This is a genomic window from Micromonospora sp. NPDC023633 (genome assembly GCF_040640035.1).
In the GTDB taxonomy this organism is placed as follows: Bacteria; Actinomycetota; Actinomycetes; order Mycobacteriales; family Micromonosporaceae; genus Micromonospora.
On record NZ_JBFABB010000066.1, the window covers coordinates 22,969 to 37,876 of the forward strand.

At 73.9% G+C, this 14,908-nt stretch carries 12 protein-coding genes and 1 pseudogene; 10 read left to right on the forward strand and 3 right to left on the reverse strand.

Translation table 11 applies throughout. The annotated features are described in order from the left end of the window. The first annotated feature begins 46 nt into the window (after positions 1-46). From AB0G13_RS20780 to AB0G13_RS20795, 4 genes are all read left to right on the forward strand, one after another. Positions 47-946: a 5'-3' exonuclease gene (locus tag AB0G13_RS20780; RefSeq protein ID WP_357876522.1), complete on the forward strand. Its 900-nt coding sequence runs from the start codon at positions 47-49 to the stop codon at positions 944-946. A gap of 77 nt (positions 947-1,023) precedes the next feature. Then, positions 1,024-2,514 (forward strand): glycerophosphodiester phosphodiesterase family protein, encoded by a 1,491-nt coding sequence (locus tag AB0G13_RS20785; RefSeq protein ID WP_357876501.1) that lies wholly within the window; start codon positions 1,024-1,026, stop codon positions 2,512-2,514. Between the two features lie 238 nt (positions 2,515-2,752). Further along, positions 2,753-3,424 (forward strand): hypothetical protein, encoded by a 672-nt coding sequence (locus AB0G13_RS20790; protein ID WP_357876503.1) that lies wholly within the window; start codon positions 2,753-2,755, stop codon positions 3,422-3,424. A gap of 197 nt (positions 3,425-3,621) precedes the next feature. After that, positions 3,622-4,056, forward strand: coding sequence for a hypothetical protein (locus tag AB0G13_RS20795; RefSeq protein WP_357876505.1), 435 nt, complete (start codon positions 3,622-3,624; stop codon positions 4,054-4,056). Between the two features lie 8 nt (positions 4,057-4,064). On the opposite strand, the gene AB0G13_RS20800 is transcribed toward AB0G13_RS20795, so the two are convergent. After that, positions 4,065-5,714, reverse strand: coding sequence for a hypothetical protein (locus AB0G13_RS20800; protein ID WP_357876507.1), 1,650 nt, complete (start codon positions 5,712-5,714; stop codon positions 4,065-4,067). A 192-nt stretch (positions 5,715-5,906) separates the two neighbouring features. Continuing rightward, positions 5,907-8,732, reverse strand: a complete 2,826-nt coding sequence (locus AB0G13_RS20805; RefSeq protein ID WP_357876509.1) for a DEAD/DEAH box helicase — start codon at positions 8,730-8,732, stop codon at positions 5,907-5,909. Between the two features lie 164 nt (positions 8,733-8,896). Here AB0G13_RS20805 and AB0G13_RS20810 point away from each other — a divergent pair, with 164 nt between their 5' ends. Both AB0G13_RS20810 and AB0G13_RS20815 read left to right on the forward strand, forming a co-directional pair. Beyond that, complete coding sequence (locus AB0G13_RS20810) at positions 8,897-9,592, forward strand: HAD-IA family hydrolase (RefSeq protein ID WP_357876524.1); 696 nt, start codon at positions 8,897-8,899, stop codon at positions 9,590-9,592. A gap of 60 nt (positions 9,593-9,652) precedes the next feature. Beyond that, positions 9,653-10,363 (forward strand): TetR/AcrR family transcriptional regulator, encoded by a 711-nt coding sequence (locus tag AB0G13_RS20815; RefSeq protein ID WP_357876511.1) that lies wholly within the window; start codon positions 9,653-9,655, stop codon positions 10,361-10,363. A gap of 129 nt (positions 10,364-10,492) precedes the next feature. Here AB0G13_RS20815 and AB0G13_RS20820 read toward each other — a convergent pair whose 3' ends face one another. Then, positions 10,493-11,428 (reverse strand): diacylglycerol kinase, encoded by a 936-nt coding sequence (locus tag AB0G13_RS20820; protein WP_357876526.1) that lies wholly within the window; start codon positions 11,426-11,428, stop codon positions 10,493-10,495. A gap of 227 nt (positions 11,429-11,655) precedes the next feature. Here AB0G13_RS20820 and lanKC point away from each other — a divergent pair, with 227 nt between their 5' ends. The 4 genes and pseudogenes from lanKC to AB0G13_RS20840 all read left to right on the forward strand — a co-directional run. Next, positions 11,656-14,256 (forward strand): class III lanthionine synthetase LanKC, encoded by a 2,601-nt coding sequence (gene lanKC / locus AB0G13_RS20825; protein ID WP_357876513.1) that lies wholly within the window; start codon positions 11,656-11,658, stop codon positions 14,254-14,256. Between the two features lie 6 nt (positions 14,257-14,262). Continuing rightward, the gene (locus tag AB0G13_RS20830) at positions 14,263-14,382 is read left to right on the forward strand and encodes a SapB/AmfS family lanthipeptide (RefSeq protein WP_210837191.1); all 120 of its coding nucleotides are present in this window, start codon (positions 14,263-14,265) and stop codon (positions 14,380-14,382) included. 71 nt (positions 14,383-14,453) lie between these two features. Further along, positions 14,454-14,573, forward strand: a complete 120-nt coding sequence (locus AB0G13_RS20835; RefSeq protein ID WP_210837199.1) for a SapB/AmfS family lanthipeptide — start codon at positions 14,454-14,456, stop codon at positions 14,571-14,573. Between the two features lie 73 nt (positions 14,574-14,646). Further along, positions 14,647-14,908: pseudogene (locus AB0G13_RS20840) on the forward strand (ABC transporter ATP-binding protein); the annotation flags it as partial.

Genomic DNA, 14,908 nt, shown 5'->3' on the forward strand with positions numbered 1-14,908 from the left:
GGTGGGGTGTGCCAGGCTGTCGGGCGTGGCACAGCGACCCCCGATCATGCTCATCGACGCGCCCAGCCTCTACTTCCGGGCCTTCTTCGGCATCCCCGAGTCCGCGGCCCGCGCCGCCGACGGCAGCCCGGTCAACGCCGTGCGCGGCTTCCTCGACATGCTGGCGACCCTGATCCGCACCCGCCGGCCCGACCGGATGGTCTGCGCGATGGACCACGACTGGCGACCCGAGTGGCGCGTCGCGCTGCTGCCGTCGTACAAGGCGCACCGGCTGGCCCCCGAGGGCGGCGAGGTGGTGCCCGATACGCTCAGCCCCCAGGTGCCGCTGATCCTGGAGGTGCTCGACGCCGTCGGCATCACCCACGTCGGCGCGGCCGGCTACGAGGCCGACGACGTGCTCGGCACGCTGTCGGTCACCCAGCCGGCGCCGGTCGAGGTGGTCTCCGGCGACCGGGACCTGTTCCAGCTCGTCGACGACGCCCGCCCGGTGCGGCTGCTCTACGTCGGGCGGGGCGTGGCCAAGCTGGAGGACTGCGACGACGACGCCGTGCGGTCCCGCTACGGGGTGCCGGCCGCCCGGTACGCCGACTTCGCCGCCCTGCGGGGTGACCCGAGCGACGGGCTGCCCGGGGTGCCGGGCGTGGGCGAGAAGACGGCCGCCCGGCTCGTGGAGCGCTACGGCGACATCGCGGGCGTCCTGGCCGCCCTGGACGAGCCGGATTCCGGCTTCGCCCCCGGGCTGCGCACCAAGCTCGCCGCCGCGCGGGACTACCTGGCCGTCGCGCCGAGGGTTGTCCGGGTCGCCCTCGACGTGCCGCTGCCCGAGCTGGCCACCGCGCTGCCCAGCGCCCCGGCCGACCCCGACCGGCTGCTGGAACTGGCCGGCACGTGGAACCTGGCCGGCTCGGCGCGCCGACTGGTCGACGCCCTCGCCCAGCGCGCCTGACAGCTTCACCGGATCGTCAAGCGGAGTCAACGCCCGGTACGCCCAGCGCAACTGGTTCGGCCCTAGGTTCGGCGACCATGAACCGATCCCCCGTCAACCACGCCGTACGCGTCGTGACCGCGCTCTCCCTTGCCGCTGGCGGCGCTGTCGCCGGAGCAGTGCTCACGACCGGCCGGCAAGCACCGGCGGCCCTCGCCGTCGCAGCCAGTGGCGTAGGCACTCCTCCCCCGGCGCTCCGCTACGGCGGGCCGGGTAAGGGTGGCGGCACGCCGGCCGAGCGCGCCTACCATGACATCCTCGACCACGGTCCGAACGCAAAGATCCTCACCGCCGCGCACCGCGGCCAGTGGCGCGAGGCCCCGGAGAACTCGCTGCTCGCAATTGCGGCTGCCTACGAGGACGGCGCCGAGATCGCCGAGATCGACGTACGGCTGACCAAGGACGGTGTACCCGTGCTCATGCACGACACCACGGTCGACCGCACGACGAACGGAACCGGCGCGGTCGCCGACCTCACTCTCGCCCAGGTCAAGGCGCTCCGCCTGAAGCAGGGCCTCGGCGGCGCTCAGGCGGCGGTCACCGGCGAGCAGGTCCCGACCCTCGCCGAGGCCATGGAGGTCGCGAAGACGCGTGGCCTCGTCAATCTCGACAAGGGCTGGCCGTTCCGCGAGGAGATCTGGAAGGTCCTCGTCGAGACCGGGACGGTCCGCAACGGGCTCTACAAGAGCGCCGCGCCGGTGGCAGAGGTCCAACGGTTCCTGGCCGGCCACGAGGGCGCGCTCTACCTGCACATGATCGGCGACGGCAATCTCACCGACGTCGCGGCGTTCGGCGGCGACCAGCCGGTCGGGTACGAGGTCAACTTCGACAGCCAGTACGACGTCGTGGCACGCAAGCCGTTCCTCGACCGGCTGGCGACGAACAGCAGGGTCTGGCTCAACTCGATGTGGAACGGTCTGGCGGACCGCTTCACCGACGAGGCCTCGCTGATCGATCCCCGTCGAGGCTGGGAGGGGCTGGTCACCAGCTTCGGCGCCACCGTCATCCAGACCGACGACGTCGAGAAGCTCGAGCGGTGGCTGCAGACCGGCGACGGCGACCCGGTGCCGCGGGGTAGCGTCCGGGTCCAGGCCGAGGACTTCCTCCCGGGCCAGGGCGTGGGCTACCACGACCTCGACGCCGGCAACCGCGGCGGGCTGCCGATGCGCCCCGGCGAGGACGTGGACATCAGTGACGCCGACGGCAACGTGCGGGTCTCGTGGTTGCGCGGCGGCGAGTGGCTGACCTACGACATCGAGGTGCCTCACAGCGGCAGATACGCCGTTTCGGCACGGGTGTCGTCGCCGTACTCCCCGGCCGGCACGTACACGCTGTCGTTCGACGGAGGCCCCGAGAGCGAGCGGGTGGCGGTCCTGAACACCACGAGCCACAACAAGGAGGTGCTCCAGCCCAGTGGCGTCGTTCAGGAGCTCGCGGCCGGTCACCACACCGTACGGGTGAGCCTGCCGGCCGACGCCTACCAGAACTGGAACCTCGACTACCTCCAGCTCGACCCGGTACGCCCCTGACACGGCGGGTGACGTGCCCCGCGCGGAGGGTTAGGGCGAAGGACTACCAGCCCGCCCCCGTGCGGCGTCGAACCCCGGCGTGCGGATGACGCTGACCGCCACGACGCCGAAGAAGAACCGCCAGGACACGCTCACGCGGCACGTCGCCGGCGCTGCCGGTGTCGCCAATCCGTCGGTGTCCGCGCGGTGCGCGCCACGTAGCGTCGTAGCAACCGACCGGATGCGTGGAAGGAGCCTCATGACTGAGCTCGCCGCACCGCAGCTCGTGGTGAACAGCCGGATGATCTATTTCGGCTGGGTTCCGGCCGACCCCGACGCGGTTGCCGCGTTGGTGCCGGAGGGCCTCGAGCCCGCCCCCAACCGGCAGGTCTTCATGAACCAGTACGTCGTCGACGACGCCGTGCAGACCTCGGGCTTCGGCGCCTACTCGCTGACGTATCTCGGTCCGGACCTGTCCGGGGTCGACGCCCCGGACGGGGTGACCCCCGGCCGCTGGTGGACGCACTACTTCAACTCCAGCCCGGCGGTCCGCGACTACGCCGCCGCGCGGGGCGTGCCGGCGAGCGCGGGGACCACCACGATCGAGGTGAAGGGGCACCGGCTGGTCGCCACCACGGAGGCGGACAGCATACCGGTGATCCGCACGACGGCGCGGGTCGGCCGCACCGGTGACGCAGTGAACCGTGGACAGCTCCGCTACCTCACTCAACTCGACGGCGCCCTGCTGAGCGGGAACTACCCCTTCGTGGCGGAGCCGGTCGACCCCTTCGAGATCGAGTCGGTGGAGTTCCTGGCACCCGACCACCCGGTCTACGCCCTGCGCCCCGCTGAGCCGCTCGAAATCGTCTGGGGCTTCTATTCACCGCGCGCGTCCTTCGCCTACCCAGGCGGTGAATCGGCGCTCGGCTGAGCGGGAGCGCGGCCGTGGGCGTCGGCTCGTGGCCGGTTGGTCCGAGCGACCGACGTTCACCGGATCGTCGAACGGAGCCAACGCCTGGTACGGAGGGGAGGTCCGCTACTGGCAACGGGGCAGGGTGACCCTCGATAGCCTGGTGGGAGCGCTCGGGCACGGCTTGCACGGCGGCGGAGACAACGGGCGGAGGAGGCATGACGGGAGGCGGGCCGCTTCTGAACGGCATCGGCCCGGACGGCGAGCGACGGAGCCGGCGCTACCTGGCTGCGGTGCTGCTGGGTGCGGCCGGGGGGATCGACTTTCTCACCGGGCTCGCCATCGTCCCGCTCGGGCCGTACGTCGACATCCCCAGTGCGGAGATGTTCTGCCTCGACATCACCAGTTGGGGCTGGGTCCGGCTCGTCGTCGGGGTGGCGACCGCCCTGGCCGGGCTGGCGGTGCTCGTCGACCGGCGCGCCACCACCGTCGCGGCGATCGTCACCGCAACGGTGGGCATCGGGCTCGGCATCCTGCTTCTGCCGTACCACCCGCTGGCGGTTTGGATGACGGCGACGCTCGCCGCCGTGGCCGTCTGGTTGCTCGCCGGGCAGCTCCGCGCAGCGAGCCGGATCCCCGCTTCGCGGGTCTGACCTGACTGTCAGCCTGGTTGCCGCAACGGACGGCAGAAGAGTTTCGTCGAGAAGGCCGGAGTGCCGGACGGCACGGTGGGTTCCCAGACCGGGTTGATGCGCAGCGCAAGGTTGGGTGCGTGCCAGGCCGCACCCAGCCGCTCCAGAAGGCCGTACTCCCGGCGCCGGACGTTGACATCCTCGCCCGCGAGAAAGTCGATCAACTGATCCTGGATGGCCGGGCGGCCGAGGAGCCCCCCGTGGAAGGACGGTGCCTCGACCGCCGGGATGCGGATGTACGGATCCGGTGGCGCCTCGGACGCGGTGACCGTCGGCAGGAAGGCGATCGCCCGGACCCCCGGGATAGGACACATCATGTGTAGGCGATAGAAGGGCCCGTCCTCATCCATCAGTGAGCGGATGAACGGCTCGTCCGGCGTGGTAGCGGCTGTTCTGCCGACCTGCGTGACAGCGAACATCCCCCGCAGCAGCCAGCCGGTGGCCAGACCCCAGCCCGTACTGGCGTCCGGGGGTGGATAGTACCCACGCCCGGCGCGGACCAGCGGGCTGAACATCGCCAGTGCCTGCACCCGCGGGTCCGGCCGATCGCCGAGGTAGCGCCGGGCCACCATCGCCCCCTCGCTTCGGCCGACCAGGGCGATGGGCCTGCCGGTCCGCCGATGCAGCGCGTCCACCTGCGCGGCGAGCAGTTCCGCGCTCGAGTTCAGCGACCGGTGGGTGTCATACCACCGGTACGGCAGCGGGCGGCCACTCGCGTCCAGGCCAGCGTATGAGAACCGCTCGACCGCCGGGTCCCCCAACGGGCGGCCGTCGTACGCGGAGTCGTGCCCGTCCAGCAGGATCACCGCGTAGCGCACCCTCTCGGGCAGCGGCCGGTGGAAGATCGGCGGGATGAAGGTGTTCCGTTCGTGGCGGGGCGAGGTGATCACCTGCGACACCAGCGGAGTGGCCAGCGCGAGCACCACGGCGATCGGCACCACCGGCACCCGCCGCCACCGTACCCGCGTCTGGAGCACGGCCGCCCGCACCGTCCGGTTCCACAGCAGGCCGTTGACCGCGCCCGCGACCGCGGCAACGAGCGGCGTCACCAGCGCGGGAACCTGCCACACCACGCCACCGGCCACCGAGATCACCACTAAGTCGAGCAGCGACCAGCCGACGAGCTCGGCCGAAGGCAGTCCCCGCCAGAGGCCCCGGCCCACGGCCATCCGCTGCAAGAAGGGAGCGAGGAGGATCATGGGACCCAGCGAGGCGAACAGGAACCAGGACAGCGACACCACCGATGCGGCGACCGCGTACGCGGCGAACGGTAGGACGAGGACCGCCGTGAACGCCGCGACTTCGAGGTTGCGCCGCACCAACGCCCGGAACGGCGGCCGCCGTACGCCTGCCGGCCAGGCCAGGCCGACCAGGGCTGCGGAGTAGAGCCCTCGCAGCACGATCGCGCCCAGCAGGAGGAGCCCGAACATCAACCAGGAGTTGTGGTAGACCAGCAGCCAGCGCATGTCGTGGTATGAGTCGTACGGCCAGACCGCGGAGCTCTGTGGTATCAGACCCTGCGCGTTGCGGAACGGGATCAGGACAAGAATGACGGCCTCGACCAGGGGCATCGTCGCGGCGAGCCCGAGCAGCGCCAGCAGCCGGCGGGTCGGTCGCACGGGTCCTCCTCCAGCACGCGAGCCTCTGCGCCGACTCTCCCTCTTTCCGGCTGGCAGATTGAGCCGTATGCCTGAAAATCAACCGCGCCCGCGGTCCGGCCAACATCGCCTCGCGGTCAGCCGCGGCGCGCTCAGGCGATGCGCCTCTCTCGGCCGGCCCGCACGCGCTGCGCCCACCACACGGAGAGTGGGTCAGGCCGGGGTGTGGTAGGCCAGCACGCCCCGGTTCACGGCGCCGATCGCCTGCCGGGCGGTGGACCTCAGCTCCGTCGAGGCGCCGCCGGAGTCGGCGAGCTGGCCGAGCAGGTCGACCACCTGCCGCGCCCACCGGACGAAGTCGCCGGCCGGCATCTCGCCGTCGATCTCGTGGCCGCTGCCGAGGACCTTCGCGAGCGCCTCGCCCCGCGCCCAGCGGTAGACCGGCCAGGCGAAGCCGAGGTCGGGCTCGCGGGTGACGGTGAGGCCGCGGGCCGCCTCGTCGGCCTCGATCTCGCTCCACAGCTTGAACGTCTCGTCGACCGCGTCGGCCACGGGGCCGCGCGGCAGCGACGCCCGCTCGTCGACGTCGCGGCGGGCCTCGAAGACCACCACGGAGACCGCCGCCGCCAGTTCGGCCGGGGAGAGCCCGTCCCACACCCCGCGCCGCAGGCACTCGGCGACCAGCAGGTCCGCCTCGGTCCAGATCCGGCCGAGCATCCGGCCGGCGTCGGTCACCGTGCCGTCGGGCGTCAGGTAGCCCCGGGCGGTGAGCAGGGCCACGATCCGGTCGAACGTGCGGGCCAGCGAGCCGGTCCGGCCGGCCACCCGCTGCCGCAGCTCCTCGGTGTCCTTCTCCAGGCGGCGGCGCCGCTCCGCCCAGCGGGCGTGCTCCTCGCGGTCGGGGCAGGCGTGGCAGGGATGGCGGCGCAGCTCGGTGCGGAGCTGACTGAGCCGGTGGTCCTCGCCGACCGCCTGCCGGGACCGGCCGCCCCGGCGGCCGCCGTGGCGGTCCAGCCCGGTGCCGCTGACCTCGGCTGCCAGGTCGCGCCGGGCCGCCGGGGAGCGGTGGTTGAAGTGCTTGGGCACGCGGATGCGCGCCAGCACCTCGGCGGGGGTGGTGAAGTCCCCGGGGCTGACCCGGCCCGCCCAGCGGTCCTGGGTGAGCACCAGCGGCCGGGGCTCGCCGAAGCCGCCGGTGGCCGGGTCGAGCACGACGGCCAGGCCGGCCCGCCGGCCCGACGGCACCCGGATCACGTCGCCGACCCGCAGCCGCTCCAGCGAGGCCACCGCGGCGGCCTTGCGCTGGCTCTGCCCCTGCCGGGCGATGGCCCGCTCCCGGTCGGCGATCGCCACCCGCAGCGCGAAGTACTCGTCGAAGTCGCCGTGGTGGCAGGCCGCCTCTGCGCCGTACGCCTCGATGGTCTCGGTGTTGCGCTGCACCTGGCGGGCCAGGCCGACCACCGAGCGGTCCGCCTGGAACTGGGCGAACGAGGACTCCAGCAGCGCGCGGGCCGGCTCGGCGCCGACCGTGCCGACCAGGTTGACCGCCATGTTGTACGACGGCCGGAAGCTGGAGCGCAGCGGGTACGTGCGGGTGGAGGCCAGCCCGGCCACGTGCCGGGGGTCGGTCTCCGGGGACCAGACGACGACGGCGTGCCCCTCGACGTCGATGCCGCGCCGGCCGGCGCGGCCGGTGAGCTGGGTGTACTCCCCCGGCGTCAGGTCGACGTGCGCCTCGCCGTTGTACTTGACCAGGCGTTCCAGCACGACGCAGCGGGCCGGCATGTTGATGCCCAGGGCGAGCGTCTCGGTGGCGAAGACCGCCTTCACCAGGCCCCGGACGAAGAGCTCCTCGACGACCTCCTTGAACACCGGCAGCATGCCGGCGTGGTGGGCGGCCAGGCCGCGCTCGAGGCCGTCGAGCCACTCCCAGTAGCCGAGGACGGTCAGGTCCTCGCCGGGGATGGCGGTGACCCGCGACTCGACGACGTGGCGGATCTCCGCCCGCTCCTCGGGCGAGGTGAGCCGCAGGCCCGCGGCGAGGCACTGCTGCACGGCGGCGGCGCAGCCGGCGCGGCTGAAGATGAACAGGATCGCCGGCAGCAGCCCTTCCCGGTCGAGCCGGTCGACGATGTCGGGGCGCATCGGGCCGCGCCAGCGGGGCCCGCGCCGGCCGCCGCCGGGGCCGGCGCTGCGGCCCTCGCCGAGTTCCAGCCGGCGCATCGTGTCGCGGGTGTAGCGCAGCAGCTCGGGGTGCACGTCGTGCTTGCGGGCGGCGTCGGCGTCGTGGAACAGGTCGAACATCCGCTTGCCGACCAGCATGTGCTGCCACAGCGGCACCGGGCGGTGCTCGCTGACCACCACGGCGGTCTCGCCGCGCACGGTGACCAGCCAGTCGGCGAACTCCTCGGCGTTGGACACGGTGGCCGACAGGGAGACCAGGGTGACCGAGGAGGGCAGGTGGATGATCACCTCTTCCCACACCCCGCCACGGAAGCGGTCGGCGAGGTAGTGCACCTCGTCCATCACCACGTACGCCAGGCCCTCGAGGGTGGCCGAGCCGGCGTAGAGCATGTTGCGCAGCACCTCGGTGGTCATCACCACCACCGGGGCGTCGCCGTTGATGGCGTTGTCGCCGGTGAGCAGCCCGACCTGCTCGGCGCCGTAGCGGTCGACCAGGTCGTGGTACTTCTGGTTCGACAGGGCCTTGATCGGGGTGGTGTAGAAGCACTTGCGCCGCCGGGGCGGGGCGACCTCGTCGCCGGTCGCGGGCGCCGCGGCGTCGCCGGGTGCCGTGGCGCGCGCCGGCGTGCCCCGCAGCGCCAGGTGCACGGCGAACTCGCCGACCACGGTCTTGCCGGCGCCGGTCGGGGCGCAGACCAGCACGCCGCTGCCCCGTTCCAGCGCCTGGCACGCCTCCCGCTGGAAGTCGTCGAGATCGAACCCCAGATCGAGGGCGAACTCGTCCAGCGCCGGGAACTGTGAGGCCTGCGCGGCCCGGCGGCGCGCCGCGGCGTACCGCTCGGCGGGGCTCGACATGCCTCCAAGATTAGTGCGTGCCGCCGACAGCCACCGGACAAGGCCGACCGGCAGGGGGGTCGGAGGCGGTCGGTAGGGTGCACGACGTGCCGGATCATGCCGAACCGCCCCACGTCTCGCACAGCGCCGACGACGCCGTCCGCCCCGGTCCGTCCCGCCGGCCGGTGGAGGCGGTCCTGCTCGACTTCCACGGCACCCTGGCCCAGGTGGAGGAGCCCCGGGAGTGGGTGCTCGCGGCCGCGGCCGCCTGCGGGGTGACCCTGGAGCGGATGCGGGCCACCGCGCTGGCCGACCGGCTGCTGACCGCCGGCCGGGCGGGCGGGCCGCTGCCGACCCGGGTGCCGCCCCGGCTGACCGAGCTCTGGGCCGACCGGGACCTCTACCCGCACGCCCACCGGGGCGCCTACACGGGGCTCGCCGAGACCGTGGACGCGGGTATCGAGGGCTTCGCCGACGCGCTCTACGAGCGGGTGCTCGTGCCCGAGGGCTGGGTGCCCTACCCGGACACCGCCCCGACCCTGGCCGCCCTGCGGGCCGGGGGCGTCCGGGTGGCCGTGGTCAGCAACATCGGCTTCGACATCCGGCCGCACTTCGAGGCGTGGGGGCTGGCCGGGCTGGTCGACGCGTTCGTGCTGTCGTACGAGGTGGGGCGCTGCAAGCCGGACCCGGGGATCTTCCTGCGCGCCTGCGGGATGCTCGGCGTCGACCCGGAGCGGACGCTGATGGTGGGCGACACCCCGGCCGACGCGGGGGCGGTCGCGGCCGGGTGCGCGGTGCTGGTGCTGCCGGCCGCCGAGGCGGGCCGGGCCAACGGGCTGGGCGCCGTGCTGGACCTGACCGGGGTCCAGAAGCAGAGCTAACGACACGTCGATAGCGCCGTTAACACCCGACGCTAACGCGAAGGCGTTATCGTCGCTGCCATGATCATTGAGGCGTCGCCCCGGGACCGGATCGTGCGGGCCGCCGCCGCGCTGCTCGCCGAGGGCGGCCGGGAGGCCGTCTCCACCCGCGCGGTCAGCCGGGCGGCGGGGGTGCAGGCGCCCACGATCTACCGTCAGTTCGGCGACATGCGCGGCCTGCTGGACGCGGCGGCCAGCTACGGGTTCGCCGCGTACCTGCACGCCCAGGCGGCCGGGGACCTCGCCGGCGACCCGGTCGACGACCTGCGCCGCGGCTGGGACCTGCACGTCGGCTTCGGCGTGGCCAACCCGGCGTTCCACGCCCTCATGTACGGCGACCCGCGCCCCGGCGCCACCCCGACCGCGACCCGGGTCGCGGCCGACATCCTGCGTCAGCTCGTGCACCGGGTGGCCGAGGCCGGCCGGCTGCGCACGGGCGTCGACGAGGCCACCGAGATGCTGCACGCCACCGGATGCGGGGTCACCCTCACCCTGATCCGGACCCCGCCGCCGCAGCGCGACCCGGCCCTGTCGACCCGCACCCGGGAGGCGGTGCTCGCCGCCCTGGTCACCGACTCGGCTGCCGCCCGGGCCACCTCCCGGACCGACCGTCCGATCCGGCACGCCGTGGCGCTGCGCGCCGCCCTCGACACGCTGGCCACCGACCTGACCGTCGCCGAACGCACCCTGCTCGCCGAGTGGCTCGACCGCATCACCCGCACGCCCTCCTAACCTCCCGCCCCACGCGTCGATCATGGACTTCTGGTGCCGGTTCTGCCCGGTTACACAACTTATGCGAGGCACCACAACTGCATGATCGACAGGTGCGGGGGCGGGAGAGGGCGGGCGGGGTGGGGTGGGTCAGCGGAGGAGGTGGAGGGCGGCGGGGGTGGCGGCGATGGTCAGCGGGAGGGACAGGGCGCGCTCGCCGTCGGCGTACGTGGTGATGCCCTCGGCGCTCAGCTCGACCGCGCGGGCGCGGTAGCTGCGCACCAGCGGGTGCGCCACGTGGGTGCCCCGGTAGATGCGCGGCTTCACCCGCATCAAGGTGCGGCGGTCGAACCGGCCGCCCACCACCACGTCGAGCAGGCCGTCGGTCGGGTCCGCGTCCGGGCAGATCCGCATGCCGCCGCCATAGCTGGCGCAGTTGCCCACCGCCACCAGCACGGCGTCCACCTCGTGCGCCACCCCGTCGAGCCGCAGCGTGTAGCGGCGCGGGCGCAGCCGGGCCAGTTCCACCAGGATCGCCAGGTCGTAGCGGCGCGGACCGCTCGGCCAGCGCATCCGGTTGGCGCGCTCGTTGACGATCGCGTCGAAGCCCGCCGCGAGAACCGCCCCGTACCACCGTCCCGTGCCGTCGGCCCCCGTCATCCGCGCCAGGTCCACCGGGCGGGTGCGGCCGTCGCGCAGGGCCGTCGCGATCACGTCGACGGCCGCGAGCGGGTCGGCCGGGAAGCCGGTGTCGGCGGCGAAGTCGTTGCCGGTGCCGGCGGGCACCGGACCGAACGGGACGCCCGTCCCGGCGACCGCCTGCACCGCGCGGTGCACGGTCCCGTCGCCGCCGACCGCGACCAGGGCCGACGCGCCGTCCCGCACCGCCGCGCGGCAGGCCGCCTCGGCCTCGTCGGCGGTGTGCGCGTGCAGCGGGCGTACCGGCCGGCCGGCGGCCGCGAGCCGGTGCAGGACCTGCGGCAGCAGCCCTCGGTGCCGACCCCGGCCTGCGGTCGGGTTGGCCAGCACGGCGACGGGCCCGTCGGGGGCGACGGAGGGGTGATCGTCTGCGGTCACGGCGAGCACCGTACCGCCACCGGCCCGGCTGGGCGCACCGCCCGGCCCCGCGGCCGGCGACCCGCCGGCGGAGCCCCGCCCACCCCGGGCGCACCTGACTTTTGTCACGGGCCGACCGTGCGGCACGCATTCGTCGTCATGACTGAACGCACTGGAACCGCTATGGCCCGAACGGACAGACTCATCTCCGTCAGCAGGACAAAGGCATCGACCGAACAGCGGAGGGAGTGGTCGGGGTGGACGAGCGCTACGACAGCTACTGCGCCGCCGACCGGCTCTTCTACGACTCCCTCGGCAGCGCGGTCGAGCAGCCCACCTTCGCGGCGGCGCAGCGGCCCGTCCCCGACGGCTGGCGCTCCGAGCCGCTCGACGACTGGCTGATCTACGCCCCCGAGGGCGGCACGCTGCCCCAGCAGGGCTGGAAGATCCACGTGTCGGCGACGCTGGACAACGCCGAGCGGGTGCTGGACGCCGTCTGGGACTACTGCGTCCCGCGTGGACTGTCCTTCAAGTTCCTCCGCGGCCCGCGCACCCTGCTGCTGCGCAACTCCAAGTACGCCTCCCGGGCGGCCAGCGGCAAGTTCGTCACCGTGTACCCCCGCGACGACGCGGAGCTGGAGCTGGTCTGCAAGGAGCTCGACGAGCTGCTCGCCGGCGAGCCCGGCCCGTACATCCTCAGCGACCTGCGCCACGGCGCCGGCCCGGTGCACGTACGCTACGGCGGCTTCGCCGCTCGCTACTGCCACTCCCCCGACGGCCAGGTGGTCCCGGCGATCGAGGACGACACGGGCACGCTGGTGCCCGACCGCCGCGACCCGGTGTTCCACGTGCCGTCCTGGGTGACGCTGCCCGACTTCCTCGGCCCACACCTGGCCGCCCGCAACGCCACCAGCACCGACGAGGTGCCGTACCGGATCGAGAAGGTCATCCACTTCTCCAACGGCGGCGGCCTCTACGTCGGCCGGGACGTGCGGACCGACACGCAGGTCGTGCTGAAGGAGGCCCGACCGTACGCCGGCCTCGACGCCGACGGCACCGACGCGGTGGCCCGCCTGGCCCGGGAGGCCGACGCGCTGCGCCGGCTGGCCGACCTGCCGCAGGTGCCCCGGGTGCACGACGAGTTCGCGCTCGGCGAGCACCGGTTCCTCGCGCTGGAGTTCATCGAGGGCCGCCCGCTCAACAAGGTCCTGGTCGACCGGTACCCACTGATCGACGCCGGCGCCACCGACGCCGACCGCGCCGACTACACCCGCTGGGCGCTGGACGTGCACCGGCAGGTCGAGCAGGTCGTCACGGCGATCCACGACCGCGGCCTGGTCTACGGCGACCTGCACCTGTTCAACGTCATGGTCCGCCCGGACGACCGGATCGCGCTTGTCGACTTCGAGGTCGCCGCGCCGATCGACGGCCACCGCCGGCCGGGACTGCGCAACCAGGGCTTCGCCGCACCCGGGGACCGCACGGGCCCCGCCGTCGACCGGTACGCCCTGGCCTGCCTGCGGCTGGCGCTGTTCCTGCCGCTGACCCAGCTGTTCCGCCTGGCGCCGGCCAAGGCCGCGCACCTCGCCGACGTGATCGCCGCCCAGTTCCCGGTGCCGAGGGACCTCCTCGACGCCGCCGTACGCGAGATCACCGGCCCCGCCCCGGCGGACGCCGCGCCGGCGCCCGACCTCACCGTCGACGTCGGACCGGCCCACCGCGACCGGCTCGCCCGGGCGATCCTCGCCAGCGCGACACCGGAGCGGGACGACCGGCTCTTCCCGGGCGACATCGAGCAGTTCCGCAGCGGCGGGCTCAACCTCGCCCACGGCGCGGCCGGCGTCCTGTACGCCCTGCACGTCAGCGGCGCCGGACGGTGGCCGGAACACGAGCAGTGGCTGGCCCGCCGGGCCACGGCGCCCGCCTCCGGCACCCGGTGCGGCTTCTACGACGGCCTGCACGGCGTCGCGTACGCCCTGGAGGCGCTCGGTCGCCGGCAGGACGCCCTCGACGTGCTCGACATCTGCCTGCGCCAGCCGCTGGACGGTCTCGACCACAGTCTCGCGCGCGGCCTGTCCGGGATCGCGCTCAACCTGGCCGAGCTGGCCGGGCGCACCGGCGAGACGGCCCTGCGCGACGCGGCCTGGCGGGCCACCGAGCGGGTGATCGACCAGCTCGCCGACGACCCGGGGCCGGACATCAGCGGCGGGCGCAACCCGTACGCCGGGCTGCTGCGCGGCCGGACCGGGCCGGCGCTGCTGCTGGTGCGGCTGCACGAGCTGACCGGCGAGCAGGCGCTGCTGGAGCACGCCGCCACGGCCCTGCGCCAGGACCTGCGCCGCTGCGTGGTACGCCCCGACGGCGCGCTGCAGGTCAACGAGGGCTGGCGCACCATGCCCTACCTCGGGCAGGGCAGCGTCGGGATCGGGCTGGTGCTCGACGAGTACCTGCGGCACCGCGCCGACGAGCGGTTCGCCGAGGCCAGCGCCGGCGTGCGCCGCGCCGCCCGGTCCCCGTTCTACGCCCAGGCGGGCCTCTTCGCCGGACGCGCCGGCATCGTGGCCTACCTCGCGGCGGACCCCGCCGACCCGCAGCGCTGCCGCGAACGCGACGAGCAGGTCGCCCGGCTGGCGTGGCACGCCCTGCCCTACGGCGACGGGACCGGCTTCCCGGGCGAGCAGCTGCTGCGGCTGTCCATGGACCTCGGCACCGGCACCGCCGGCGTGCTGCTGGCCCTGGCCACCGCGCGGCCCGACGACCCGGTGAGCCTGCCGTTCCTCGCGCCCCTGACGGGCGCCCCCGACTCCCTCGCCTCGGCGAGGGCGACCGACCTGACCGACCAGCACGGAAGGAGGTGACACGACATGGCGCTTCTGGACCTCCAGGGCCTCGAGATGGCCCCCGCCGACCGCACCGGCGGCGGCAGCCAGGCGAGCCTGCTGCTCTGCGGCGACAGCTCGCTGTCCGTCACGACCTGCAACTGAACCGAACGCCTTCACCGGCGACATGCAGGGCACGACCACCCGACCGACCAGCACAGAAGGAGATGATCGACATGGCGCTTCTCGACCTTCAGGGCATGGAGATGGCCCCCGCCGACCGCACCGGCGGCGGCAGCCAGGCGAGCCTGCTGCTCTGCGGCGACAGCTCGCTGTCCGTCACGACCTGCAACTGATCAGGTCATCACGCGAGGCCCTGGGCGGATGGACGTGTCCGCCCAGGGCCGCACGTCTTCTGCGGGAGGACCGATGCGGACGCCGACCGGCTCCGACCGGCTGCTGCGGCGGGTGGTCCGCGACGGCGGCGGCTGGACGGTCCTGCTCGGCGCGGTGGCGCTCACCGGCGCCGCCGCCGAACTCGCCCTGCCCGCCGCCCTCGGGCTCGCGGTCGACGCCGCCGTCGGCGGCGACGGGGGCGGGCGGTGGGCGGGCGCCCCCGGCGGGCGGGTGGCCGGCGTCATGGGCACCCACAACCGCACCCCCCGGGCCCGCCGGGTCGGGGCGGGCCCGG

Excerpts from the sequence above, each read along its gene's own strand:
- AB0G13_RS20780 (WP_357876522.1), top strand. The coding sequence starts at position 47 with ATGCTCATCGACGCGCCCAGCCTCTACTTCCGGGCCTTCTTCGGCATC.
- AB0G13_RS20785 (WP_357876501.1), top strand. The coding sequence starts at position 1,024 with ATGAACCGATCCCCCGTCAACCACGCCGTACGCGTCGTGACCGCGCTC.
- AB0G13_RS20790 (WP_357876503.1), top strand. The coding sequence starts at position 2,753 with ATGACTGAGCTCGCCGCACCGCAGCTCGTGGTGAACAGCCGGATGATC.
- AB0G13_RS20795 (WP_357876505.1), top strand. The coding sequence starts at position 3,622 with ATGACGGGAGGCGGGCCGCTTCTGAACGGCATCGGCCCGGACGGCGAG.
- AB0G13_RS20805 (WP_357876509.1), bottom strand. The coding sequence starts at position 8,732 with ATGTCGAGCCCCGCCGAGCGGTACGCCGCGGCGCGCCGCCGGGCCGCG.
- AB0G13_RS20815 (WP_357876511.1), top strand. The coding sequence starts at position 9,653 with ATGATCATTGAGGCGTCGCCCCGGGACCGGATCGTGCGGGCCGCCGCC.
- AB0G13_RS20830 (WP_210837191.1), top strand. The coding sequence starts at position 14,263 with ATGGCGCTTCTGGACCTCCAGGGCCTCGAGATGGCCCCCGCCGACCGC.
- AB0G13_RS20835 (WP_210837199.1), top strand. The coding sequence starts at position 14,454 with ATGGCGCTTCTCGACCTTCAGGGCATGGAGATGGCCCCCGCCGACCGC.